Below are 23908 nucleotides of genomic sequence, written 5' to 3' on the forward strand. Positions count from 1 at the left end.
TTCTTCTATATTAATGACTTTAAATACCGTTTATCAATCGCTGTTTCATGCGAAAGAGCTGATAAATATTCTTCCTGCGCTTTTTGTATTTCATCTACAATTACGCCATGACTATCCACTTCTTTTCCGAGCTCATCATACGTACGGTGAATAGCTTTTTGAATCATCGATAATTGAAAACTATCCATATCACTTCCTCCTTTACGCATTACATAATAGCCAGTATATGCGCGCTGGAGGAGTTTTATACTATGAATTACGCGGTGGACGTTTTCCGAAGTATTGGTAGTAATCTGTACGGATAAATCCGTTAAACAGTTTACGCTTTTTCGATGCATCTTTTCCGTAACACTTCTCAAATGCCTCATAACTTGTTAATAAATACATTGACCACGTATCTAATGGGCGGAATACCTCTCCCATTTCTTTATATAATTTTTCAACAAGCGCTCTTTCACTTAAACGTTCTCCGTATGGAGGATTCGTTACAACATAGCCATAATCCTCTTTTGTCGTGAAATCTTTTACTTGCATTTGTTTAAATGATATAAGATCCCCTAATCCAACTTCTTCTGCGTTATCTTGAGCAACTCGGATCATACGATGGTCAATATCAGATCCAATGATTTGCAATGGTTGATTATAATTTGCTAAATCTTCAGCTTCTTGACGAGCTTCGCGCCAATTTTGTTTACCAACCCAGCCCCATTCATCCGATGCAAAGCCTCGGTTAAATCCTGGTGCGATATTTTGTCCAATTAACGCAGCTTCAATTGGAATTGTTCCAGATCCACAGAAAGGATCAACGAAAGGACGATCTGGTTTCCAGTTTGTTAACTTAATTAAAGACGCAGCTAATGTTTCTTTTAAAGGAGCTTCCCCTTGATCCATACGGTATCCACGTTTATGAAGTCCTACACCACTCGCATCAATTGTTAATGTTGCAATATCCTTGAGCATTGCAATCTCAATACGGAATAACGGACCATCTTCTTCAAACCAAGTTGTACGTTTATATGTTGTTTTTAATTTTTCAACGACAGCTTTTTTAACGATACGTTGGCAATCCGAAACACTGAATAACTCAGATTTTAGAGATTTACCGATAACAGGGAACTCCCCGTTCTCCGGAATATAATCTCCCCAGTTTAATGCTTTCGTTTTTTCAAACAGCTCATCAAATGTTGTTGCTTTGAATTCGCCAACTTTAATTTTCACACGGTCCGCAGTACGTAACCATAAGTTCGTGCGACAAATCGCCTTTTCATCTGCTTCAAATGTTACTTTGCTGTTTTCTACTTGGCATTCATAACCAAGATCACGAACTTCTCGGGCAACTAACGCTTCAATACCCATTGCCGCTGTTGCAATTAAAGTAACTTTTCCCATTTGCATTCACCTCTTATGTATAATCAAACAATAGTTAATAGCATTTTGTCCTATTAATTATTACATTTTACGAAGAATTATCTCATTAACCATTTTAACTCATAATTTATAACTTCATACAAATAAAAAGCCCTCCTCTAACAAAGGAGAGCTGAGTTATTTCATAGTTGGTTCATAACGTTCTGTAAGCCATGTTCTGTTCCTTTGTACTGCAAACGGCCCACGCCTCGTACTCCGGTGGCAATCATCTATCTACAGGTTATGAAAACCTGTCCTTTTCCATCGTTCATTTCCTTGGAAAAGATTCCCCTACCATTATTTGGGTTTCTCGCTCGTGGGGTTTACCTCGTTCCACTCCTATCATTTCTTCAAGGACTTCGTCACTGTGGCACTTTAAAGGTAGTCAAACCATATCCGAAAGGACTTAGGTTTTTTCCCTGCCGTTAAACCAGCCTCACAGCCAGAATACCCTAGCTTATGACTTGGCTAGGCACGAACACTACGACCATCTCAGGTCGTGCGAGCATGGACTTTCCTCTACAACGTTGGCGTTGCAGCGATTACCCAAACGTTATGACAAACATTAGTATAGTGGAAACAAAAAGATTTTGCAATGTTTTTTTCTATGTAAACTACTTTAACCTTTTTGTTACCCTAATTTATTCGTATAACTTACTTCCAAATACAGCTTTTTCTAAATTAGATAGACGTTTTAAAATATCCGTATTCGTATTGTTATATACTGGTTGTGCGACTGGTGTTTGTACTGGTTGTTGCGGAACTTGTGTTGCCGCTACTTTCTGCTCTTCTAATTCACGTTTTAAACGAGCATTTTGTTGTTTTAATTGATCAAATTCCTTATGAAAGGCTTCATAATCTTTAATAATCATATCAAGAAACTTATCTACTTCTTCTTGTTGATAACCTCTCATACCTGTTTTAAATTCTTTTTCTAAAATATCTTTCGCTGTTAATTTAATTTTATCCGAAATCATTTTCTTCACCTCAAATTTTTGCCAAAGCTTTCATTAACTAAATTTTTTCAGAAACAATGCCTTTTGTCAATCAAATATGCAAGTACAATATTACATATTAATCTGCATTATTCCACTGTTCCTCTTCCATTATATCTTGTAAATCAGAAAAAAGAATGAAATAACTGTGATAATTTTCTATTTCTCCTTTTTTCTTAGCCGCTTCTACTATATATTTAGGGCTCCCAGGCTTTTCTTCATCATATACAGCTAAAAGCGCATCGCTTTTTGCAATAAAAAATTGATTCTTTAATTTAAATTGCTCTGGGCTTTCGTACTTCCGTTTCGTAATACTATCAATGTGATCTGCTTGCGAAAGAATAAATTCGTAATATTCACGGTTATCTTCCTTCCAATTTTCTTCTTGTTCTAAAAAAGGAGTAAATACCGCTAATTTTAAATCTGGATATTCTACTTGAATCTCAAAAACAACTTCAGCAGCCCATAATTCGACTCCTAACTGGCCGCTAATAATAACCCACTCCAAACCATCTTCCACAAAAGCAGTTAATTTGCGGTGCAACGCTTTTTTTATACAATCTACTCCTGGATGATCATTTTTAAATATTCCAAGTTCAAATGGCTTATATCCTGTTACAGTAACAACTTTCATACCAACACTCCAATTACAAAAAAAGAACTAGCATTTCGCTAGTTCTAACATATCATTTACTTTTTAAACATTCCACCAACGTTTGGTCCGATATTCGGTCCGATATTTGGTCCAAACGGAGATACATTCGGTCCTGGTCCAAATGGTGACACGTTCGGTCCTGGTCCAAATGGAGATATTTGATGACCGTGGTGATGATGATGATGACCACATGGTCCACATCCGCCACCAAATCCTGGATCACCAGGATCTACAACATTTACGTTCGAGTTTGTTTGTGGGAAGAAGTTTTGATTTTTAATTTGTTGATGGTGTACATGTGTTGTATGTGTTGGGAAAACGTGTGGCACCACCGTTGTTGAAAAAGAATGTGTTACACATTGTTTCGTCGGATGAATGACAGGAGCAGTTGTACAAATAGGTCCTGTAGGCTTATGCCCTCCAAAGCAAGGATGACAATGATACATAGTTTTTCTCTCCTCTCTCTTAAAAAAAAATCTGACTACACTCTACAATATGAGAGAAGAGGTTAAGCCGCTTGTTATATACACCCATTTATTTCATAGAAATTTGACTATTGCCCTACTTCATACATAATACTATTATAGATACCCCCCACTATTATTTACCAAAAAAACCTCCAACTTGTTTCACAATACCTGTCACTTGATTCATCGCATTCATCATTTGTCCAGCTGTGTTCATCATTTTATTTACATCATAGTTGCCATCTGATGTTTTAAATTGGGAAACAAAACTAGAAAATTGACTCGGTTGCTGTTGTTGCTTTTGTTTATTCATAGTTGGATACGGTTGTTTTGGTGGATAAAACATCGCTTGTTGATTTCCATAGGGAGATGGTGGCGGCATATAGTATTGTGAATTCATATAAGGTTGTTGTTGATTCATGTAGGGTTGTTGTGGTTGCTGCTGTTGTTGATCCATGTAGGGTTGTTGTGGTTGCTGCTGTTGTTGATCCATGTAGGGTTGTTGTGGTTGCTGCTGTTGTTGATCCATGTAGGGTTGTTGTGGTTGCTGCTGTTGTTGATTCATGTAGGGTTGTTGCGGTTGATTCCCAAACGACACTTCAAATGGTTGATAATAATTTTGGTTCCCATAATGAGGCTCGAAAGGATACATATTATATCGTAAATATGTATCCTCATTATATTGGTACATATTTTGCTGTGCATATGGATTTGTTTGCTGATATACATTAGGTTGTTGAAACATGCATACTCTCCTCCTTCACATAAGTTTCTACATATAGAATATGTACCTATAAAATAAAATGTGTGACGGAGTATCTGTCTGTTTTTGTCGGAAGTTTAAATTTTTAAAAAAATTAGAAAGTAAACCCTTCCATGCTATGATAATAAGGAAGAAGATTCTCATGGGGGAGGAATCAACATGGTATTAGGGGATTTAAAACAAGCGTTTTCTCAAAAAAAGGGGTACTGTACAGAAAGTTCAAATGAACTGCTAGACTTTGCGAGACATTGTTATCTCGAAGGAAAAATATGCATCTCAGATTACCGAACATTAATACGTGAATTAGAAATAAACGGCGCAACAAAACCTACAACAGCGACAGAAGCCTAAAAAAACAAGAGGGTTTTCCCCTCTTGTTACTTACATTGATCTACGATATTTTGCAAAGTATACGAAATAGCTTGATGAGTTTCAAAGAAACGTTTACCTTTTCCCTTATTAACAAAACATTGTAGCACATTAGTTTGTAAATTCTCATACACTTGATCGATTTGTTGTACATGTATATACTTAGGCCGCTCTTCCTTTATCCATATATAAGCTAATTCTTTCCACACCTCTAACTCCGCATCTACCATATCAACAAATGGCTTCATATCCTTATAAAAATCATATTCATCCATTTCTCTTTTTTTTACATTGGCTTCATCATTATACTGCATTAACTTCTCCGAAGACTGGATTAATGCTTCATATTTCATTTTATTCCCACCTTATTATGCACTGACTACGACGTTTTGAAATGTCTTTACCCAGCTCCCTTTTTCTTCGTGATGCACTAATTTATTTTCCATATGCTCGATATGCATTTCTGTTATTTCTATCTTATTGCATATTTTTTCAACTTTATCCTTCAATGCGTGATTCATTCTAATCCCAATATTCATTTCCAGCAAATCGAGAGAACTTAACATTTGATCCATTTTTTTCATAACATCTTCCTTCTGAACCATCGCCATATTTAAAACGCCCCCTTCTTTGCCTTTCCTTTGTCATGTAATTTCGCCGATTGATTGGTTACTCCTGCTCACATGACAAAACTAGTTGATATTCGTCAAAGAAATCATTTTGTATGCCATTTTTAGAAATGGTAACAATACAAAAAGGAGGTGTATTACGATGGCAAAAAATAAAAATGAAAAAAATAAAAAACAAAACAAACAACAAAACAAACCTGAGACTGGTAATCCAAAGCTTGATGGTCCAAATTTCCCCGCTACATAAAGTGAAACTTTAATCAGTGAGGGGGTTTTTCATCTCCCACTGATTATTAGCCTTCACCAATCGAGCGTTTACGGGCAGCAGGGCTCCCACCCAACTTCTTTGCTCCAGCCGAATTTTGAGGTGGGAGTTTTACCACCCACAAATAGCAGGATAAAATGACCCTTTAACCAAAGCGGCTTTTACAAAAAGCTAATTTCCGGTCTAACCTTCTCTATTTGCTTTCGATAAGTGCTGAGGTTAAAGTCGTACTGCCGGCAATTAGCGAAGTAAAAAGTAATTTGTTGAAGAACATATTACTTTTAATCAAGAAGCCCCGCCTTCATGTAGGAAGGCGGGACTTTTTGATTATATCATGAACTCATCTATTCTTTTAACAAAACTACTTAATATAGAAAGAGTATGTATTTGCTCCCTCTTCATTCTATACCATTCTGTTATATTAATTCCCCCCTTTGGTTTTTCAAGTACGAATAAAGACTCCATTTCCATCCCTTCACTAAACCAATCTTTTTCAATTAATTTTTCGTGAGCGACAATAGAGTACACATCTCTAAGAGCCGGTGTACTTGATTTTCTAATCTCTTTTATATTGCATTCATAATCCATCCTTGATCCCGTATGCCTAGTTTGCAATGCAAACTTATAAAAAGAATCTTTATACTTTGAATGAAATAATAACCAAGCTAACTTCTTCCCAAGTTCTATACGTTTTTGTAACGTTTCAAATTGATAAACTGAAAACCCATACATTCTCCCTTCCATCATCGGAAAAACAACTGCACTAATGTGAAGTATTTCTTGAAATTTGAACACTGCCGTATCAAATACATGTTTTTGAAAGTATGTATTCTCGATTACTGGTTTTTGAATTTTATTTTGTTCATTAATAATAAGCGCCGTCATAAGCCTATTGATATCTTTTTTCTCCCAGAAATATGACCATTCTTTTTCCATAAAAATTGATATGTTGAAAAATTGTAACAAGTGAAAGAGCGGCTCACATCGCCTTTTACTTTCTTCATACAGTAATAGTTGAGGGAATGCATCTAAGAAAATGAGCCAATTGGCTTTCTCATAACAAAGAAATAATCGTCTCTTAACTGTTTGAGGTAGAAGATTAGAATAATATTCTCCTTCTAAATCTGTCATATTCCATCCCCCATTCCTTGAAACCATACTTGCTAAAAAGGACCATTGGATTTCTTTATTTCTCAAATAATATTCTTGGTAAGATTGTGTACGTGAAATATTATCTACGTTAGCTACATCCGTTCTCTCCTTAATATTAAGAACTATAGCTTTCTCCTCTTCTGTACACAAAATATCATTACGGTTTTGCTTAATTTTTTCGTAATCGTTCCAGCTAAACATGAATAAGTACCATACCTTTCTTGAAAAAGGTCACATCTTTTTTCATTTTTTGATATAATCACCTTTGTAAGTAATTCTTAACAAGTTGGGAGTGGACACAATATGACCATTCGTTACCCAAATGGAAAAAGGTACGATCAAGCTTCACAACCTCATAAAACACCAATAAAAAAACATACTTACAGTAATAGAGGTATGTCCCTTGAAGAGGAATTGAATGAAACCAATCAATATTACTTAACCCATAATATTGCATGCGTACATAAAAAACCTACACCTCTTCAAATTGTAAAAGTAGATTACCCCGCTCGAAGTGCTGCAGTGGTAAAAGAAGCGTATTTCAAACAACCTTCTACAACAGATTACAACGGTGTATATAAAGGGAAATACATCGATTTTGAAGCGAAAGAAACTAAAAATAAAACCAGTTTTCCACTTCAAAACTTCCACCTTCATCAAATTGAACATATGAAGCAAGTAGTCGCTCATAATGGAATTGCATTTGTTATTATTAAATTTACACTTTTTGATGAATTTTATTTATTAGATGCAAAACATATTATTGCATTTTGGAATCGTCAAAATACTGGTGGACGTAAATCGATTACAAAACAAGAAATAGAAGAGCATGGGTCTTTATTATCATGCGGTTATCACCCTCGAATTGATTATATCCGCGTACTAGACACGGTTTATTTTTCGTGATAGAGTCATCACTAAGGCTCTTTTTTCGACTTTTGGGGGAGAGAATGAAAGGTAGGAGAAAGTATAATGTCAGATAATTATCGTTCTCGTACAGAACGAAATCATGTAAAAAATCAAACGAAAGAAACTCATAAAGAAGAAAAGCCAAAGAAAAAAGGTTCCTTTTTCAAGAAATTCCTTATAGGTTGTCTACTTCTTGGTATCGTCGGCCTCGTAGCTGGCGTTTCGGCTTTCTTTGTTATGGTAAAGGACGCTCCGAAATTAGACAAATCAAAACTTGTCAATCCTTTATCAACAAAATTCCTTGATAAAAACGGGAATTTCTTCTATGAATACGGTGCTGAAAAACGAACCCATGTTACTTACGATCAAATTCCCAAAGTAATTGAAAGTGCATTCCTTGCGACTGAGGATGCTCGCTTCTACGATCATGATGGAATTGATTTTAGACGTACTGGAATGGCAATTATGGAAAATGTCACTGGTGGCTTTGGCTCACAAGGTGGTAGTACGATTACACAGCAAGTAGTTAAAAACTACTTTCTAACGATGGACAAAACTGCAAAGAGAAAAGTGCAGGAATGGTACTTATCTTATAAGTTAGAGCAACAGTACTCAAAACATGAAATTTTAGAAATGTACTTAAATAAGATTAACTTAGGTAATCGCTCTTATGGTATTTCCACAGCTGCCAAAAAATATTACGGCAAAGATTTAAAAGACATACAACTACACGAAGCTGCAATGCTCGCTGGTTTACCCCAAGGCCCTAACATTTATGATCCAACAAAACCAGATAACGTTGATAGAGCAACGAAACGTCGTAATATCGTATTAACATTAATGAACCGACACGGGTATATAACGAAACAAGAAATGAATGATGCGATGCAAATCCCTGTAACACAAGGACTTCTTCCATCTTCAGAAGTGACTGAAATGAAGTATCAAGCATTTATAGATGCTGCTGTAAAGGAAGTTGAAAAAGAATACCCTGATGTAAATATCGGTTCAGATGGTTTAACGATTCATACAACACTTGATCAAGATGCTCAAGATTACGCTGAGAAAATTATGGATGGCAATCTCATTAAGTATCCAAACGATCAGTTCCAAGGATCATTTGTATTTATGGATACACAGTCTGGAGAAGTTCGAGCAATTGGTGCTGGGCGTAAAGAAAGTAAGTCTACTTTCAAAGGTCATAATATGGCAGTTGATTTAAAGCGCCAAGTTGGTTCAACAATGAAACCAATTTTCGACTATGGTCCAGCAATTGAGAATCTTCAATGGTCTACTTATCATCAATTAAATGACTCTGAATATACTTACTCTGATGGCACAAAGATTAAAAATGCTACAGGTAATTTTAAAGGTGACGTTTCACTTCGTGAAGCATTGAAGAAGTCATTAAACATCCCGGCTTTAAAAACAGCTCAAGCAGTCGGTATTCCTAAGGCACAAGAGTTTGCTGAAGGTTTAGGAATGACGTTTAAAGATGGGAAAGCATATGAATCTACTGCAATCGGTAGTAATGAAGGCTCTCCGTTAGATGTCGCTGGAGCTTATGCAGCATTTGGAAATGACGGTGTATACAATAAACCTCATTTCGTTAAAGAAGTTATTTTCCCAGATGGAAAAAAGAAAAGCTTTAAACCGAAAGAACAGCGTGCAATGCACGACTATACAGCTTACATGGTTACTGACGTTCTTCGTGACGTAGTAAAACCTGGTTCCGGCGGTACAGGGCCAACAGCATATGTTTCTGGCTTTGACGTTGCTGGTAAAACAGGAACACAAAACTTTGATAAATCTGTTATTAAAAAATACGGTATTCCAGCAGATGCCAACAGAGATAGTTGGTTCGCAGGATATACACCACAATATACAATGGCTGTATGGACTGGTTATGAAAAAGATAGCCCAGAAAATTACATTAGCGATCGTTCTACTAGAATTGCTCAGCAAATGTTCCAAGCAATGATGAGTAAATTTGCTACGGATAAATCTCGTTTCGAGCGCCCTTCTTCTGTACAAGAATTAAATGGAGAACTGTACATTAAAGGTGCGAAAAAAGATGCAGTTAAAGAAATTAAAGTAGATCCACCTAGTGGCCTTAACGTCGCTTTCGATGGCGCTAGCACAGTGACACTGAATTGGTCTGGACCATCATCAAATGTTGATGCATACGCAGCAAGCTATAAAGCTACTGACGGTTCTAGTGGTAGCTTATCAGTAAGCGGTACGACAGCTACTCTTGGTGGTATTAAACCAGGTGTTACTTACAGCTTCTCTGTGGTAGCGAAAAAGGATACGGGAACAAGTCCTGCAGTTGGTGCATCCTTCACTGCGCCTGGCGGAACTCCAGATGCGAAAAAAGCTGACGAAGAAGCTAAGAAAAAAGCTGACGAAGAAGCCCTGAAAAAGACCAATGAAGATAAACTAAAACAAGAAGAAGCTAAGAAAAAAGCTGATGAAGATCAGCGTAAACAGCAAGAGCAACAACAGCAAGAACAACAACGTAAACAACAAGAACAACAGCAACAAGAACAACAACGTAAACAGCAAGAAGAAGCTCAAAAGAAAGCTGCTGAAGAAGAGGCTAAAAAGAAGGCTGAAGAAGAAGCTAAGAAAAAAGCTGAAGAAGAAGCTAAGAGAAAAGCTGAAGAAGAAGCTAGAAAAAAGGCTGAAGAAGAGCAGCACCAACAGAATAACGGCGGAGATACACCTCACGCAGACGGAGATGTTGTTACATCAGAGTCTTAATAACAAAAAAGAAGTCCTTACTCTTAACGAGAAAAGGACTTCTTTTTTGTTATCATTTTCTTAACATGTAGCTTTTCTATTTCAATATACAACTGTGTTAATTGAATATACGAATGATAATTACTCGGTTTCTTTATAATAAATGAGTATCGTTCTATAAAATTAACAGGTTGTGCTTCCAATTCATTCGTATTTACTTGCATCTCATGCAAACTATGAACAGGCTTCTCATTTAGCCAATATACAACCGATAGCAAGTGTGCTGCAAAAAGAATCATCGGACCCTCAGCCTCTTGTTTTTTTCGGTTTCGAAATAGTGTAGCAATTTCTTCATGGCTGCTTTTCCATACATTTAACACCGCTGGAATACTTGTTTCAATTTCATTCCACGGCTCATATTGTCTTTCAATATCAAATATAAAGTAAGTATTTTGTATTATTTCTTCAAAAGACTGGTCTGTATTATACGTAATCGAATTTGCACTCTTTTTAAAAAATGGTACGTACCGAAACTCTTTCGGTATCTCTATAACTCGCTCCATCCTTTATTTCCCCTTCATTCGTTTCTTTCCTTCACGACATATTTCTAGTAATCGACACTCTTCACATTGTGGTCGCTGCGCCTTACAGTAATAACGTCCAAAGAAAATCATACGGTGGTGTGTAACTCCCCACTCATCCATTGGAATTTTCTTCATCAATGTCTTTTCCACTTCTAACACAGAATCTTTCCATCTACAAATTGCTAACCGTTTACTCACTCTCTCTACATGCGTATCAACAGCAATCGCTGGAATTCCAAATGCTACCGAAACAACTACATTCGCTGTCTTTCTCCCTACTCCTGGTAATTTCGTCAGCTCGTCACGGTCTTCTGGAACTTTCCCGTTATAATCATCTAGTAACATCCGGCACAATTTTTGAATATTTTTCGCCTTATTTCTAAACAATCCAATGGAACGTATATCTTGTTGTAACTCTTCTAAAGACACACTCAAATAATCTTCTGGTGTTTTATATTTTTGAAATAAGTTTTTCGTCACTTTATTCACAAGTGCATCTGTGCATTGTGCAGATAATGCCACTGCAATTACAAGTTCAAATGGATTATCATGAATTAATTCACAATGCGCTTCTGGATACATATCCGCCATTGTATCTAAACAATAACGAATTTGCGTTTTGTTCAACATATCTTTCCTCCTACACTACTGCTCCAACCAATTATAAAAAGGCACTTTCCCAGTAAATTTCGTCTCTTGTTTTGTCGTTTGTTGTGTGCGTTGTTGATTCGCTCTAAATTTCTGGCCTTGATTTTGTGCTTGATCTACCGTTTTAATTCCGTTCTTTTTCCACTCAAACAAAATACGATCAATATACCGGAAATTAAGTTTACCACTCATAACAGCTTCACGAAGAGCCGCTTGAATTAAATTCGGATGGTGTTGATCCTGATCTTCCCACATCCCTAATGTTTCACATTCAAATGGCGAAAGTGGTCTTCCGAATTCTTTTTCAAATACTGTATATAAATTTACTTGAATTTGTTTTTGTTCTTTTTGCTCTTCCTCTATAGATTCATTCATTAAAAAGTGCAGTATTTTTTCCCACAGTGGTTGCAAAGAATAACTTTCACACATCATCGCTTCAGATCTTCGTCCACCTTCTAGTGCTAAAAAACCTTTTTGGATTAAAGTCTGAATCACTTCCATGCATTTCATTTCTGTTATCGTCATCCGTTCTGAAATCTCTGAAGGAGTCGGGAACGAATTACCTGATTCTAAAAATGTGTGTACATGAAGTACTACCATAAATTCCGTCTCATTTAAACCTAGCTTTTTATAATGCATCATAAGCAATTTAGGAATCGCTATGCTTCCCTGTTCAAACCATTGTAACATCATTTTCTTTTTCATCACCAAACACCTCGCTTTCTAGTATAACACACCTTTAGCCATTTCTTTTTGCCACAATTCGTCAAAAAAACCTCCCTATATATAGGGAGGTCTTTTGCCATTTACTACAAGAAACAGACGATTAAGCCTGTACTTTACTTTTCATGAACGTGTGAATTCGTTCTAATGCTTTCTCAACTTGCTCAAGAGATGTCGCATACGATAATCGAACGTTATTTGGTGCACCAAATCCTGTACCTGGAACAAGAGCCACCTTTTCTTCTTCTAATAATGCTTTTGCCCACTCATCAACTGTATCATACCCAGCTAATGCTACGGCTTCTTTTACATTTGGGAATAAGTAAAAAGCACCTTGGGGCTTAATGCAAGTGAAACCAGGAATTTGAATTAATTTATCATAAATAATGTTCAATCTTTCTTCAAACGCTTGACGCATTGTTTCTACAGGTTCTTGTGAGCCTGCATACGCAGCAATTGCACCGTATTGAGCAATTGAAGTAGGGTTTGACGTACTATGACTTGCTAAGTTCGTCATCGCTTTAATAAGCTGCTTATTTCCTGCTGCATATCCAATACGCCAACCTGTCATAGAATGTGATTTAGATACACCATTAATAATAAGTGTTTGTTCTTTTAATGCATTAGAAAGCTGGGCAATTGAAGTATATTCCGCGTCACCATAAATTAATTTTTCATAGATCTCATCTGAAACAATTAAGATATCATGCTCTAAACATACTTCTCCAAGCTGTTGCAATTCTTCTTTGCTGTAAATCATCCCTGTTGGATTGCTCGGTGAATTAATAATAACTGCTTTCGTTTTCTCTGTAATTGCCTCACGCAGCTGCTTTGCTGTAATTTTGTACTCATTGCCTTCTAGACCTTCTACATAAACTGGCTTACCACCAGCAAGCTTTACTTGCTCAGGATAACTTACCCAATAAGGAGTTGGGATGATAACTTCATCTCCTTCATCAAGTAACACTTGGAATAATGTATATAATGCATGCTTAGCACCATTACATACAATAATTTCAGATGGATCATACGCAATTCCTTGATCACGAGTAAACTTCTTCACAATTTCTTGTTTTAACGCTTGTAATCCACCTGTTGGTGTATACTTCGTATGTCCTTCTAACATCGCTTTATGCGCAGCATCCATAATATGTTCTGGCGTATTAAAGTCAGGTTCTCCTGCTCCTAATCCAATTACATCATGACCTTCTGCTTTTAATGCTTGTGCCTTTGCTGTAATTTCTAAAGTTGCAGATGGTGTTAAAGCAGCTACTCGCTTTGCTAATTTCATTTGTAGTTCCCCCTACATCTATTTTTCAATGCTATATCGTCTTAAAAAGTTCCCATCTTTAAATTCAAGATAGTAGTAACTATAACGATTGTCATCATCAATATATGTAACTTCCCATAATGGTATATTGTTTTCAAAGCCTAATTTTACTTTTAAAATTTCTTTCGGCTTACTTTTGGGTTCTTTACTTTCATCTCCGACTTGTTCAATCGTTCTTTGTAAAGCATCTTTTTCAGAAATACCTTCGCTCTTTTTCCTTACTATAGTTTCCCCTTTTTTCTCAGGCACCCAAACGATAAGTTGTTCTCCTTTTTCATCTGTACCTTGTACGACTGTATATGAAGATTTTCCATTATAATAATCAACAGTATTTACCTTTGTAAGCTTTGCCTTTTCTTTCGCAATTTCTACAGACTTTGACTCTTTTGGAATTTTCTTTTCCATCGTTTTATTATAAACATATGCCCCATATATTCCGCTAGCAACGATAACGATAATGATTGTAAAGATCCACTTTTTCATTGTATCACTACGTTCTGTAAATCGTAAATACAGCTGTTTCTTTATCTTTTTCGTCTAATGCTAATCCGAACATGAGGTCCTGCTCTTTTAACGTACGATTCAAACTATCAACGATTTTATACAAGTCAGACGAATATTTAATACGCGTCGTTGATAGGACTTCGATTTTCTTATCCATGAAAAAACTCCTCCGTTACACAAAAATTTCTAATTATAGAAGAACGCAATGCGGTTACAATAAGAGTACATTCTTTACAACCCCTGCTTCATCACCCATCTATTATAGCAGGACATGTACAGCAAAAAAAGGTTTCAAGTCGAAAACCAATACATTTTGTATACAAGAAGTAAGAAAAATAAAATTCCTCCTACCCACATTTTTTACGCCTGAAGTTTAAATGTACTTCAGGCGTATTTTTATTCCAATTTTATTCATTTGGCTGTTCCTTTAATTGTTCTAATAATTCTTCTAGAGGACCTTCATAGAGCGGGACAGTTGGGATTGATTGTAAAAAACGTTTTCCATAAGAAGAGCTTGTCAAACGACGATCTAATACAAATACAGTTCCCGTATCTGTATTTGTTCTAATAAGGCGACCAAACCCTTGTTTGAAACGCAAAATTGCTTGCGGGAGCGCCAACTTAGCGAATACGTCTTCTCCTTGATTTTTTAACCACTCTCCTTTTGCTTCCATCATCGGCTGATGAGGAGGGGTAAAAGGAAGACGGACAATGACAAGACAACTCAGGGCGTCTCCAGGTATATCTATCCCTTCCCAAAAACTACTTGTTCCTAACAAAATCGATTTGTCGAACTCCTGGAATTTGCGGATTAGACGACTTCGGCTCTTATTATTCACACTTTGCGTTAATAATAAATATCCTTCTAATGTCTCATCATTTTTCAAATTCGTATACGCTTCTTTCAACATTTCATACGAAGTGAATAAAACGAGCATTCTACCTTTTGTAGCTTTCGCTATTTTCGCAATATGTGCCGATATAGACTCAATATATTCTTCATTACTTGCTTTCTTAATAAAAGGTACATCCGTTGAAACCATTAATTTCATTTGCTCTTCAAAACGGAATGGTGATGGAACCTTTAATGTATTGGGAGCAAAATCATGTAAACCTAGCTCCTCTTTTATATAGTCGAATGAATCATTAACTGTTAACGTTGCTGATGTGAAAATAACACTCTTTTTCTGGGTTAAAAATTCATCAGCAAATCTTTCCCCAATATGAACAGGCTGCGCATATAAAACTGTTGAATGAATCGTTCCCTTCGTTTCAGTCTCCATCCATGTCACGTATGAATTTTTTTCTAAAATGAGTAATTGTAAAGATTGTGCCATCTTTCTCAACAACTCAATTAAATGCATAAATTCACCTGTAACGACATGCATCTCCCATTCTAATTTACTTTGCAATATTTCAACTTGCTTCTCAAGTGTAGTCAATAACTTTCTTACATCATACACAAATCGATTTGTTAACTCAGTAATGCTATCCCATAACTTACCTTTCTCTACTTCCGTGTTATATCGATAAATGAGTGGCATATTGCTCATCCCTTGTTCCTGCTTTGTTTGTTTAAATACGAAAGTCCGTAACATTTGAAATAGTTCATCCGCATCAAATTTCAATTCCTTCAAACTATGACTCACCATACGGAAAGTCGAACGAGATGCTTGCTCTGATTTTTTCATCATTTTATATACTTTAGAAAGTACATCATCTGTTTCTAGCGTACCAAGACGAGATAATGCTAATTGAAAATACATGCATGAGAACTGTTCACCTAATGTTCTGCTTGCCGCTTCCTCGATATGATGAGCTTCATCAAAAATAATATGTTCACATGAAGCAAACAGTGGTTCTTCACTTGAAAAATCTTGAAATAATAACGCATGATTTGTAATAACGATATCTGCAAATAATGCTTTATTCTTTGCTCTTTGATAAAAACAACGACTATACCAGTTGCTTTGCATCCCGCCTGGACTATGTACATCACTACAAATACGGTTCCAAAGTAACTTGCCGCCCTCAGGAATATTTAATTCATCACGATCGCCAGTTTCCGTTTGCAATAACCATACTAAAATTTTTGCCTTTGTGAGCGCCATATCATAATTTTTCTCTTCCTCTTGCAAAGCATATTCAAATTTGTGTAGACAAAGATAATGCTTTCTTCCTTTCAGAAGAGCTACTTCAAATGAAAATGACATTATTTTCTGTAATAACGGTATTTCTTTTTCTAGTATTTGTTGTTGCAGTTGTACAGTTTGTGTACTTATAATGACAGGTTCTTCTTTTTTCTTTGCAAAATAAATACTTGGAAGTAAATATGCAAGTGTCTTCCCCGTACCTGTTCCTGCTTCAATAAGTGAAAACCTAGAATCTCTTAGCGCTGTATATATTTCTTTCATCATAATCTGTTGGCTTTCTCTTTTTTGAAACTTTGGCATACTTAACTCAAGTTTATCCATTGTCTTATGTAAGAAAGCATCAAATTTAGATGAGCATGTTTCACTGAGACTTAAAGAATAATTCCGCTTTCGAAGCGCAATATTTCGATACACTTCATACCCCTCTGCCCTTTCTTTACCATGCATCATTTTCTTTAAAATATTTTCAGAAAGCACATCAGCTATATCACTTTGGAAAACATCACTTAATTCATAAAGCGATTGCAACGTGACAAGCGGTAACTTTTCGATTTCATTTAAAAATTGTATAAACAATTCCGCTGTTGCAAGAGCATCGCTATCCGCACGATGTGGTTGATCGTGCTCTAATTCATGTTTCTTAGCTAAATCACGTAATTTATAACTATCAGCTGTCGGCAAAAGAATTTGCGCCAACTCAACTGTATCAACTTTTGGGCAATGTACTTCTGTATATCCAGCCTGCCTTAATTCTTCCGTTAAAAAATTCCAATCAAAGTGAACGTTATGTGCAACGAAAGCTGCACCTTGTAATAGCTCAACAATCATCGGGGCTACATCTTGAAATAACGGGGCTTGCTTAACCAAACTCTCATCAATCCCTGTTAATTCTGTAATAAATGGTGGAATCTCTCTCTTCGGATCAATAAAAGATGAAAAAATCTCTAATACCTCTCCATCTTCCACTACAACAGCCGCAATTTGGGTGATTTTATCCTTCCCATCCTTCCAGGAGTTCCCTGTCGTCTCTAAATCAACAACGACATAACGCTTACTCATATATGTAACACCTCAATTTCTTACCTATCAAACACAAAATTATATAATGTTACTATACCACGTTTTATCTCATCTTAATGAAAAGATGCACAAAAAAGCTATCTCCGTAATAGAGATAGCCTTCCTACTTATAATATCGTGCCCGCTTTTTCAGCACCTAACATTTCAATAATTTGATTATCATCGTCTAACACTGCAATTTTTGGCTCTTGTTTATGAATATTTTCTTCTGCCACTAAGCCGTAGCAAATAATAATAACTTTATCCCCTGGCTGTACAAGCCTTGCAGCTGCACCATTTAAACACACAACACCGCTACCGCGCTCTCCTTTAATAACATATGTCTCTAAGCGAGCTCCATTGTTGTTATTTACAATTTGTACTTTTTCATTTTCTACAATATTTACTGCATCCATTAAATCTTCATCAATTGTAATACTACCTACATAATTTAAATTTGCTTCTGTTACAGTTGCGCGATGCAACTTCGCTCTCATCATTGTGCGAAACATAGATGCTCCCCCTTATTTCCCCATTAATGTTATATTGTCAATTAATCGTACATTTTCAAACTTAACTGCAATCGCTAAAATGATTTTTCCTTCAATTTTATCTATTGCTTTTAATGAAGGATATGCATATAAATCAGCATAATCTACAGTTCCTTTTGTATACTTCTCAATATACTCTTTCACAAGATTTGTAATGGTTTCTGGATTACGTTCGCCCGCCTCAATTCTTTCTTTCGCTACACATAGACTGCGGTATAAATGAGGAGCCTCTTCACGTTCTTCTTGTGATAAGTACACGTTACGAGAACTTTTCGCTAAGCCGTCCTCTTCCCTTACAATATCCACTGGTACGATCGTAACTGGAATATTAAAATCAGCGACAAACCCTTCAATGACAGCGACTTGCTGTGCATCTTTCATACCGAAATAAGTACGCGTTGGCAATGTGATATTAAATAGTTTCATTAGTACAGTCGCGACACCAGCGAAATGACCAGGTCTTTGTTTGCCACATAATACGTCGGTACGCTTCACAACTTCTACTGTTGTCGTTTGTTCTGCTGGATACATCTCTTCTACACTCGGATAAAATAAATAATCAACACCATTTTCTTTTGCTACATTTTCATCTCTATCAATATCACGTGGGTATCGATCTAAATCTTCATTTGGTCCAAATTGTAGTGGATTTACAAATACACTTAAAACTACAATTTCATTTTCTTCCCTTGCCTTACGTAGTAACGTAGCATGCCCTTCGTGTAAATACCCCATCGATGGAACAAAACCGATACTTTTTCCACTTGTACGAAGTTCGTTTGTAATTTGCTGCATCTCTTGCACTGTAGTTATGATTTTCATTATTGTTTTCCTCCGTATAGCGCTAAGCACTCTTCCTCTTTCATTGTGAATGAATGTTTTTCTTCAGGAAATTGCCCTGTCTTTACTTCAGTAACGTATTGCGAAATCCCTCGCACAATCTCCTCTTGAACAGACGTATATTGCTTCACAAATTTCGGAACACGATTTACGCCGTACGAGATAAGATCGTGGTATACAAGAACTTGCCCATCTACTTTTTGTCCTGCTCCAATTCCGATTGTAGGAATTGTTAACTGCTCTGAAATAAGTTCTGCTAATTGCATTGGCACACATTCTAGCACAAGTGCTATCGCACCAGCTTCCTCACATTTCTTTGCATCTTCTATTAATTTTTTTGCACTTTCAGCATCTTTCCCTTGTACTTTATACCCACCTAGCACTCCTACAGATTGAGGAGTTAAACCTAAATGCGCCACAACGGGAATTCCCGCATTCGTTAAGTAGTGAATAGTTGATATAACTTCTCCAGCACCTTCTACCTTTAATGCATGTGCCCCGCTCTCTTGAACAATGCGACGTGCATTAATCATCGTATCTTGCAATGAGACATGATAAGACATAAATGGCATATCAGTTACAATAAACGTCTCTTTCGCTCCGCGGCGTACAGCTTTCGTATGATGAATCATATCCTCTACTGTTACTGGAACTGTTGAATCATACCCAAGTACAACCATTCCTAGAGAATCACCCACTAAAATCATATCGACTTTAGCTTCTTCTGCTAATTTAGCAGATGGATAATCATACGCCGTTAGCATTGTAATCGGCTCACCTTGCTCTTTCATTTTCAAAAAATCTGTTGTTGTTTTCAAAAACTACTCCTCCTTTATGCAGGAGAGAGGAGATGGCCGAAATCATATAAAAAACCCCTCTGGCCATAAAAGGGCAGAAGGGTTGTGTGTTAGTCGGCATTATTCATCCCTCTGTCCCAGTCCGTTATTGGATCAAGGCAGAATCCAAATTATTATTTTTTCATACTGCGTAAAATAATGGTGCAGTTCGCTTTGATACTGCCCATATTCGAACTAATTATAGCAAACTCTGAAAAGGAATTGCTACATTTTTTCGAAAAAATAATTTTCTATCCCTATTACGGTATGTGAAATTTATTAGTATCTAAATGACAAAAAGAAGCTCCAAAATAGGAACTTCTTTTACTTAATTTCTATATCAGCAGAATGAATGTGGTGCACTTGTCCTTGATGATCCTCAAGTAACAATACACCATCCTCCGTAATCCCTTTTGCTAGCCCATTAATAGTTTCCTTCATCGTTCGAGCTGTAATTTCTTTTCCGATACTTACTGCGTAACTTTCCCAAAGAATTTTAATAACAGAGAAGCCATTTTTTAAATACTCTTCATACAATTTCTCTAGTTGCAAGAAAATTTGTTGCATAAGTTCCGCACGAACAATCGGCTTACCCGATTCAATTGCTAATGAAGTTGCAATTTGCTGAATTTCCTCATCAAAATGTTCTTGTTTCTGATTTGCATTAATGCCAATTCCCATAATAACAGCATTAATTTTATCTGGATCAGCTTGCATCTCCGTTAATATACCGACAGCTTTTTTACCTTGAATTAAAATATCATTCGGCCATTTAATCCCTACGTTTACACCGGTACATTTTTCAATTGCTTGCGCTACGCTAACAGCTGCTAATAAAGTAAGCTGTGGTGCATGATGAACTGGAATAGATGGACGCAATATAATACTCATCCAAATTCCAGTCCCTTTTGGTGAATGCCATTTTCTACTTAAACGCCCTCTACCTGCTGTTTGTTCTTCTGCAACGACGATTGTTCCTTCTTCTGCTCCTTCATAAGCAAGTCTTGCTGCAATATGCTGAGTAGATTCAACTGATTCTTCAAAATAAACCGTTCTACCTATACGCTCTGTTTGTAATCCTAATTGAATTTCATTAGCAGTTACCTTATCTGGTTTACTAGCAATTCGATAACCTAAGCGGCGTACAGCTTCGAGTTCATATCCTTCATTACGAAGATCCTCCATATGCTTCCATACAGCAGTTCTAGAACAACCAAGTTTATTACTAAGTGTTTGACCAGATATAAATTCACCATCTGCTTCAGAAAAAACTTGCAATAACTGCTTTCTTATAGTAGATTGCATCTTTCTAGCCACTCCCTTATATTCTCTTTCTTATTGACTAAATCTCCTTGTACGATTGCTTCTTCAATGTTTTGAAGCATTTCGGCAACCCACGGACCTGGGTTTTTATCTGCCCAGCTTAATAAATCATTACCAGTCACATTCATTTCTTGACGATTTTTTATCGGCAATGCATGAAATAATGATTGTACTTGCTTAACAGACGCGCTATTATAACTTTCTATTATCGCTTCATATACTCTTTCCGCCATCTCAGCGATGTGAATTCCAGTTTTATAAAGAAGGACTGTATCCCATCCCTTCTCCTTTCTAGAACGAATTGCTAATAAAACCGCTACAATATCCTTAATCTTTTTATTCGAGAACTTCCATTGACGTAAAAAGACAGATGGATGCTCTTCTCCGATACAATATAAGAAAAATGCCCACGCCTCAATGTCTGTTTCAAAAGAATCCCATTTATACTGCGTAGCTTTCAAGAGTCTTTCTTCTGACATTTGTAAATATGGCAGATGCGAAAATAGCTTCGTTTCTACCAATTCTTGAAGCCCTTTCACACAATACGTACCCGTTAATAACTTTTCGAACTCAACTGTAATTCTTTCAATCGCTATATGTTCAAGTAAATGCCCATACGTTTCAATTGCTTGTTTCGTCTTTGTTTCCAAAGAGAAACCTAACGTACTTACGAACCGAATACCACGCATCATTCGCAGTGCATCTTCTTGAAAACGGTCTGCAGCATCTCCAACCGTTGTAATTTCCTTCAGACGAATCGCTTCTTGCCCAGCAAATAAATCAATCATTTCGCCTTCCTCTGTCATTGCAATTGCATTCATCGTGAAATCACGTCGTTTTAAATCCTCTTCTAATGAACGGACAAATTGAACACTACTAGGTCTCCGAAAATCTTCATATTCGCTTTCTGTTCGAAAAGTAGTTACCTCATACGGTTCGCCATTTTCTACAACAATTACAGTTCCATGCTCAAGACCAACCGGAACATGTCTTGGGAAAATAGCCATTACTTCTTCTGGTAACGCAGATGTTGCGATATCGATATCTCCAATCAGTCTATCAATAATAAGATCGCGTACACTTCCACCAACGAAGTAAGCCTCATGTCCGTGCTGTTTTAATATCTCAATAATTGAACTAGCTTTTTTAAATCTTTCCATTATTGTCATCCCTTAGTATGTCATAATAAATCGCCTCATATTGTGAAACGATTTTTTCCGAACGAAACTGCTCATATACAGATTTCATCGCCCGCTCTCCCATATTACGGTGAAGTTCTTCATTTTCTAGTAGTTGAATTGCTTGCTTAGCTATTCCATCTGTATCTCCAACTTCACATATATATCCTGTTTCACCATGTTGAATGACCTCTGGAATGCCCCCAACCCTCGTTCCGATACTAGGCACACCACACGCCATCGCTTCTAATATAACTAGACCAAAACTTTCCTTTTCTGATAAAAGTAGCATTAAATCACTCATCGCAAGAAGCTCTGCAACATTATCTTGCTTTCCTAGGAATAAGACACGTTCCTCAATATGTAAACTTTTCACCAATTGTAAAATAGTACAGAACTCTGGTCCATCCCCAACAAGAAGCAATTTCGCATCTACTCCCTTTACAATTTTGGCAAATGACTGCACAACATCCTGTACACGCTTAACCTTTCGGAAATTTGAAATATGGATCAACACTTTTTCATTTTCTCGTATACCATATTCTTTTTTTAATTGAGACATATCACGTTTGAAATACACACGTTCGTCTACAAAATTGTATACCGTCTCAATTTCTTTATCTGGTTTTACAAGTTCATTCGTTTCTTCAATTAACGAATGTGACACAGCAGTAACTACATCAGATTGTTCAATACCAAAGCGAATTAAATTATTTAACGAAGGGTCGGAACCTAACACAGTAATATCTGTTCCATGTAAGGTTGTAACAATTTTAATATGCTCTCCAATCATTTGTTTTGCTAAATATGCACAAATAGCATGAGGGATTGCATAATGCACATGTAAAATATCAAGATTTTCTCTTTGAGCAACCTCGGCCATTTTACTTGCTAACGCTAAATCGTAAGGTGGATATTGAAATACTGAATATTGATTTACTGCTACTTCGTGAAAATAAATGTTGGGATACACTTTATTTAACCGGAATGGTACACCCGATGTAATAAAATGAATTTCATGCCCACGTTCCGCCAATTGCTTTCCTAATTCCGTTCCAACAACACCAGAACCACCTACAGAAGGATAACATGTAATACCTATTTTCAATCTCATTTACATCCCCCTATTAAATCAGCATGTAATAAAACCGGTTTCTTACTCATAAATCCTTCGGCATACATCACTCCAACTTCTTTCCCAAACATCTTCTCACGAGCAATTACTGTTTCAACGTAACCTTCAGTTAATGGCGTCTTAATACCATTACTTCCTGTTGAAAACTGACTTTCATACGCTTCTAACGCCTCCACCTTTTTAGAAAGGTATTCACTAATATCTATACAAAAATTCGGTTTATGAAAACCATTAATCATATAATTATAAAAAGACTCTACACGGTGCGGCGAAATCTCAGGCATATATTTACGAATTCCCGCTGAGAAGATAGCTTCTTCCACAAGTTTCGCGCAATTAGCATGGTCTGGATGACGATCTTCGTAATATGGTGCGAAAATTAGCGTCGGTTTATATGTACGAATAACCTTTACAATTTCACGTATATATTCTTCTTTCATATACAAACCACGGTCTGGCATTGCTAAATTAATTCTCGTTTTTACTCCCATAATACGAGCTGCAGCCTTTGCTTCTTCTTTTCTTAGTTCTACCGTTCCATTTGAAGAAAGATCAGCTTCTGTTAAATCGCAAATGCCTACTTCATATTCTTTCTTCGTATACTTTGCAATGGTACCTGCCATGCCGATTTCAACATCATCGGCATGAGCACCAAACGCTAATATATGTAATCCACTCATAATTGTTCCCC

27 protein-coding genes and 1 other RNA gene are annotated in these 23908 nt (G+C 36.5%); 4 read left to right on the forward strand and 24 right to left on the reverse strand.

The window, feature by feature from the left end; translation table 11 throughout:
• Positions 1-5: 5 nt before the first annotated feature.
• From SJY24_RS22485 to SJY24_RS22515, 7 genes are all read right to left on the reverse strand, one after another.
• Positions 6-188, reverse strand: a complete 183-nt coding sequence (locus SJY24_RS22485) for a DUF3921 domain-containing protein (RefSeq protein WP_000376894.1) — start codon at positions 186-188, stop codon at positions 6-8.
• Between the two features lie 61 nt (positions 189-249).
• Positions 250-1389, reverse strand: a complete 1140-nt coding sequence (locus SJY24_RS22490; RefSeq protein WP_000521228.1) for a THUMP domain-containing class I SAM-dependent RNA methyltransferase — start codon at positions 1387-1389, stop codon at positions 250-252.
• Positions 1390-1569: 180 nt separating this feature from the next.
• An RNA gene (gene rnpB / locus SJY24_RS22495) (RNase P RNA component class B) lies at positions 1570-1961 on the reverse strand.
• A gap of 87 nt (positions 1962-2048) precedes the next feature.
• Positions 2049-2384 (reverse strand): cell division regulator GpsB, encoded by a 336-nt coding sequence (gene gpsB / locus SJY24_RS22500; protein WP_000622426.1) that lies wholly within the window; start codon positions 2382-2384, stop codon positions 2049-2051.
• Positions 2385-2481: 97 nt separating this feature from the next.
• Complete coding sequence (locus SJY24_RS22505) at positions 2482-3036, reverse strand: SLOG family protein (protein ID WP_377866256.1); 555 nt, start codon at positions 3034-3036, stop codon at positions 2482-2484.
• A 56-nt stretch (positions 3037-3092) separates the two neighbouring features.
• A complete protein-coding gene (locus SJY24_RS22510; RefSeq protein WP_377866257.1) occupies positions 3093-3503 on the reverse strand; it encodes a spore coat protein in 411 nt (136 codons plus the stop codon).
• 154 nt (positions 3504-3657) lie between these two features.
• On the reverse strand, positions 3658-4269 hold the full coding sequence (locus SJY24_RS22515; RefSeq protein ID WP_377866258.1) for a YppG family protein: 612 nt from the start codon (positions 4267-4269) through the stop codon (positions 3658-3660).
• A 177-nt stretch (positions 4270-4446) separates the two neighbouring features.
• On the opposite strand from SJY24_RS22515, the gene SJY24_RS22520 reads away from it, so the two are divergent.
• Entirely contained in the window at positions 4447-4638 is a 192-nt protein-coding gene (locus tag SJY24_RS22520) for a YppF family protein (RefSeq protein ID WP_000242654.1), read from the forward strand.
• A gap of 26 nt (positions 4639-4664) precedes the next feature.
• Here the strand turns inward: SJY24_RS22520 and SJY24_RS22525 are convergent, their stop codons facing one another.
• Positions 4665-5009, reverse strand: a complete 345-nt coding sequence (locus tag SJY24_RS22525) for a YppE family protein (RefSeq protein ID WP_098499133.1) — start codon at positions 5007-5009, stop codon at positions 4665-4667.
• 15 nt (positions 5010-5024) lie between these two features.
• On the reverse strand, positions 5025-5267 hold the full coding sequence (locus SJY24_RS22530) for a hypothetical protein (RefSeq protein ID WP_001252038.1): 243 nt from the start codon (positions 5265-5267) through the stop codon (positions 5025-5027).
• A gap of 85 nt (positions 5268-5352) precedes the next feature.
• Here SJY24_RS22530 and SJY24_RS22535 point away from each other — a divergent pair, with 85 nt between their 5' ends.
• On the forward strand, positions 5353-5532 hold the full coding sequence (locus SJY24_RS22535; protein ID WP_328022895.1) for a phage portal protein: 180 nt from the start codon (positions 5353-5355) through the stop codon (positions 5530-5532).
• A 345-nt stretch (positions 5533-5877) separates the two neighbouring features.
• Here SJY24_RS22535 and SJY24_RS22540 read toward each other — a convergent pair whose 3' ends face one another.
• Positions 5878-6903, reverse strand: a complete 1026-nt coding sequence (locus tag SJY24_RS22540; RefSeq protein ID WP_377866259.1) for a DUF2515 domain-containing protein — start codon at positions 6901-6903, stop codon at positions 5878-5880.
• Positions 6904-7005: 102 nt separating this feature from the next.
• Between SJY24_RS22540 and recU the strand changes: the two genes are divergently transcribed.
• Both recU and SJY24_RS22550 read left to right on the forward strand, forming a co-directional pair.
• On the forward strand, positions 7006-7608 hold the full coding sequence (recU, locus tag SJY24_RS22545; RefSeq protein WP_000155584.1) for a Holliday junction resolvase RecU: 603 nt from the start codon (positions 7006-7008) through the stop codon (positions 7606-7608).
• A 66-nt stretch (positions 7609-7674) separates the two neighbouring features.
• A complete protein-coding gene (locus tag SJY24_RS22550) occupies positions 7675-10374 on the forward strand; it encodes a PBP1A family penicillin-binding protein (protein WP_377866260.1) in 2700 nt (899 codons plus the stop codon).
• A 23-nt stretch (positions 10375-10397) separates the two neighbouring features.
• Here the strand turns inward: SJY24_RS22550 and SJY24_RS22555 are convergent, their stop codons facing one another.
• The 14 genes from SJY24_RS22555 to bshB1 form a co-directional block, all read right to left on the reverse strand.
• A complete protein-coding gene (locus SJY24_RS22555; RefSeq protein ID WP_377866261.1) occupies positions 10398-10916 on the reverse strand; it encodes a YpoC family protein in 519 nt (172 codons plus the stop codon).
• Positions 10917-10919: 3 nt separating this feature from the next.
• A complete protein-coding gene (nth, locus tag SJY24_RS22560; RefSeq protein WP_000933020.1) occupies positions 10920-11567 on the reverse strand; it encodes an endonuclease III in 648 nt (215 codons plus the stop codon).
• Positions 11568-11582: 15 nt separating this feature from the next.
• Positions 11583-12290 (reverse strand): DNA replication protein DnaD, encoded by a 708-nt coding sequence (gene dnaD / locus SJY24_RS22565; RefSeq protein WP_000728546.1) that lies wholly within the window; start codon positions 12288-12290, stop codon positions 11583-11585.
• A 121-nt stretch (positions 12291-12411) separates the two neighbouring features.
• Complete coding sequence (gene aspB, locus SJY24_RS22570) at positions 12412-13599, reverse strand: aspartate transaminase AspB (RefSeq protein ID WP_097831705.1); 1188 nt, start codon at positions 13597-13599, stop codon at positions 12412-12414.
• An 18-nt stretch (positions 13600-13617) separates the two neighbouring features.
• The gene (locus SJY24_RS22575) at positions 13618-14121 is read right to left on the reverse strand and encodes a cell wall elongation regulator TseB-like domain-containing protein (protein ID WP_377866262.1); all 504 of its coding nucleotides are present in this window, start codon (positions 14119-14121) and stop codon (positions 13618-13620) included.
• 7 nt (positions 14122-14128) lie between these two features.
• Positions 14129-14299 carry a YpmA family protein gene (locus tag SJY24_RS22580; RefSeq protein WP_000358352.1) on the reverse strand — a complete coding sequence of 57 codons (171 nt, stop codon included), beginning with the start codon at positions 14297-14299 and terminating at the stop codon, positions 14129-14131.
• A 250-nt stretch (positions 14300-14549) separates the two neighbouring features.
• Positions 14550-17354: an ATP-dependent DNA helicase DinG gene (gene dinG, locus SJY24_RS22585; protein ID WP_377866263.1), complete on the reverse strand. Its 2805-nt coding sequence runs from the start codon at positions 17352-17354 to the stop codon at positions 14550-14552.
• A 128-nt stretch (positions 17355-17482) separates the two neighbouring features.
• A complete protein-coding gene (panD, locus tag SJY24_RS22590; RefSeq protein WP_000490176.1) occupies positions 17483-17866 on the reverse strand; it encodes an aspartate 1-decarboxylase in 384 nt (127 codons plus the stop codon).
• Between the two features lie 12 nt (positions 17867-17878).
• Positions 17879-18727 (reverse strand): pantoate--beta-alanine ligase, encoded by an 849-nt coding sequence (gene panC / locus SJY24_RS22595; RefSeq protein ID WP_377866264.1) that lies wholly within the window; start codon positions 18725-18727, stop codon positions 17879-17881.
• On the reverse strand, positions 18727-19563 hold the full coding sequence (panB, locus tag SJY24_RS22600) for a 3-methyl-2-oxobutanoate hydroxymethyltransferase (protein ID WP_113937062.1): 837 nt from the start codon (positions 19561-19563) through the stop codon (positions 18727-18729). Before panB ends, panC begins: the two co-directional genes overlap by 1 nt.
• A 342-nt stretch (positions 19564-19905) precedes the next feature.
• Positions 19906-20886 (reverse strand): biotin--[acetyl-CoA-carboxylase] ligase, encoded by a 981-nt coding sequence (locus tag SJY24_RS22605; RefSeq protein ID WP_377866265.1) that lies wholly within the window; start codon positions 20884-20886, stop codon positions 19906-19908.
• A complete protein-coding gene (locus SJY24_RS22610; protein ID WP_377866266.1) occupies positions 20871-22064 on the reverse strand; it encodes a CCA tRNA nucleotidyltransferase in 1194 nt (397 codons plus the stop codon). Before SJY24_RS22610 ends, SJY24_RS22605 begins: the two co-directional genes overlap by 16 nt.
• On the reverse strand, positions 22051-23196 hold the full coding sequence (gene bshA, locus SJY24_RS22615) for an N-acetyl-alpha-D-glucosaminyl L-malate synthase BshA (RefSeq protein ID WP_377866267.1): 1146 nt from the start codon (positions 23194-23196) through the stop codon (positions 22051-22053). The genes SJY24_RS22610 and bshA overlap by 14 nt, the downstream gene beginning before the upstream one ends.
• Positions 23193-23897 carry a bacillithiol biosynthesis deacetylase BshB1 gene (bshB1, locus tag SJY24_RS22620; RefSeq protein ID WP_377866268.1) on the reverse strand — a complete coding sequence of 235 codons (705 nt, stop codon included), beginning with the start codon at positions 23895-23897 and terminating at the stop codon, positions 23193-23195. Before bshB1 ends, bshA begins: the two co-directional genes overlap by 4 nt.
• Positions 23898-23908: the final 11 nt, after the last annotated feature.

This window comes from Bacillus sp. R86525, assembly GCF_042466195.1.
Lineage (GTDB): Bacteria > Bacillota > Bacilli > Bacillales > Bacillaceae_G > Bacillus_A > Bacillus_A nitratireducens.

Excerpts from the sequence above, each read along its gene's own strand:
- SJY24_RS22575 (WP_377866262.1), bottom strand. The coding sequence starts at position 14,121 with ATGAAAAAGTGGATCTTTACAATCATTATCGTTATCGTTGCTAGCGGA.
- SJY24_RS22555 (WP_377866261.1), bottom strand. The coding sequence starts at position 10,916 with ATGGAGCGAGTTATAGAGATACCGAAAGAGTTTCGGTACGTACCATTT.
- SJY24_RS22605 (WP_377866265.1), bottom strand. The coding sequence starts at position 20,886 with ATGCAATCTACTATAAGAAAGCAGTTATTGCAAGTTTTTTCTGAAGCA.
- bshA (WP_377866267.1), bottom strand. The coding sequence starts at position 23,196 with ATGAGATTGAAAATAGGTATTACATGTTATCCTTCTGTAGGTGGTTCT.
- SJY24_RS22490 (WP_000521228.1), bottom strand. The coding sequence starts at position 1,389 with ATGGGAAAAGTTACTTTAATTGCAACAGCGGCAATGGGTATTGAAGCG.
- SJY24_RS22515 (WP_377866258.1), bottom strand. The coding sequence starts at position 4,269 with ATGTTTCAACAACCTAATGTATATCAGCAAACAAATCCATATGCACAG.
- SJY24_RS22485 (WP_000376894.1), bottom strand. The coding sequence starts at position 188 with ATGGATAGTTTTCAATTATCGATGATTCAAAAAGCTATTCACCGTACG.
- panC (WP_377866264.1), bottom strand. The coding sequence starts at position 18,727 with ATGAAAATCATAACTACAGTGCAAGAGATGCAGCAAATTACAAACGAA.
- SJY24_RS22580 (WP_000358352.1), bottom strand. The coding sequence starts at position 14,299 with ATGGATAAGAAAATCGAAGTCCTATCAACGACGCGTATTAAATATTCG.
- bshB1 (WP_377866268.1), bottom strand. The coding sequence starts at position 23,897 with ATGAGTGGATTACATATATTAGCGTTTGGTGCTCATGCCGATGATGTT.
- gpsB (WP_000622426.1), bottom strand. The coding sequence starts at position 2,384 with ATGATTTCGGATAAAATTAAATTAACAGCGAAAGATATTTTAGAAAAA.
- dinG (WP_377866263.1), bottom strand. The coding sequence starts at position 17,354 with ATGAGTAAGCGTTATGTCGTTGTTGATTTAGAGACGACAGGGAACTCC.
- SJY24_RS22550 (WP_377866260.1), top strand. The coding sequence starts at position 7,675 with ATGTCAGATAATTATCGTTCTCGTACAGAACGAAATCATGTAAAAAAT.
- SJY24_RS22525 (WP_098499133.1), bottom strand. The coding sequence starts at position 5,009 with ATGAAATATGAAGCATTAATCCAGTCTTCGGAGAAGTTAATGCAGTAT.
- SJY24_RS22540 (WP_377866259.1), bottom strand. The coding sequence starts at position 6,903 with ATGTTTAGCTGGAACGATTACGAAAAAATTAAGCAAAACCGTAATGAT.
- SJY24_RS22520 (WP_000242654.1), top strand. The coding sequence starts at position 4,447 with ATGGTATTAGGGGATTTAAAACAAGCGTTTTCTCAAAAAAAGGGGTAC.
- recU (WP_000155584.1), top strand. The coding sequence starts at position 7,006 with ATGACCATTCGTTACCCAAATGGAAAAAGGTACGATCAAGCTTCACAA.
- dnaD (WP_000728546.1), bottom strand. The coding sequence starts at position 12,290 with ATGAAAAAGAAAATGATGTTACAATGGTTTGAACAGGGAAGCATAGCG.
- SJY24_RS22505 (WP_377866256.1), bottom strand. The coding sequence starts at position 3,036 with ATGAAAGTTGTTACTGTAACAGGATATAAGCCATTTGAACTTGGAATA.
- SJY24_RS22610 (WP_377866266.1), bottom strand. The coding sequence starts at position 22,064 with ATGGAAAGATTTAAAAAAGCTAGTTCAATTATTGAGATATTAAAACAG.
- nth (WP_000933020.1), bottom strand. The coding sequence starts at position 11,567 with ATGTTGAACAAAACGCAAATTCGTTATTGTTTAGATACAATGGCGGAT.
- aspB (WP_097831705.1), bottom strand. The coding sequence starts at position 13,599 with ATGAAATTAGCAAAGCGAGTAGCTGCTTTAACACCATCTGCAACTTTA.
- SJY24_RS22510 (WP_377866257.1), bottom strand. The coding sequence starts at position 3,503 with ATGTATCATTGTCATCCTTGCTTTGGAGGGCATAAGCCTACAGGACCT.
- SJY24_RS22530 (WP_001252038.1), bottom strand. The coding sequence starts at position 5,267 with ATGGCGATGGTTCAGAAGGAAGATGTTATGAAAAAAATGGATCAAATG.
- panD (WP_000490176.1), bottom strand. The coding sequence starts at position 17,866 with ATGTTTCGCACAATGATGAGAGCGAAGTTGCATCGCGCAACTGTAACA.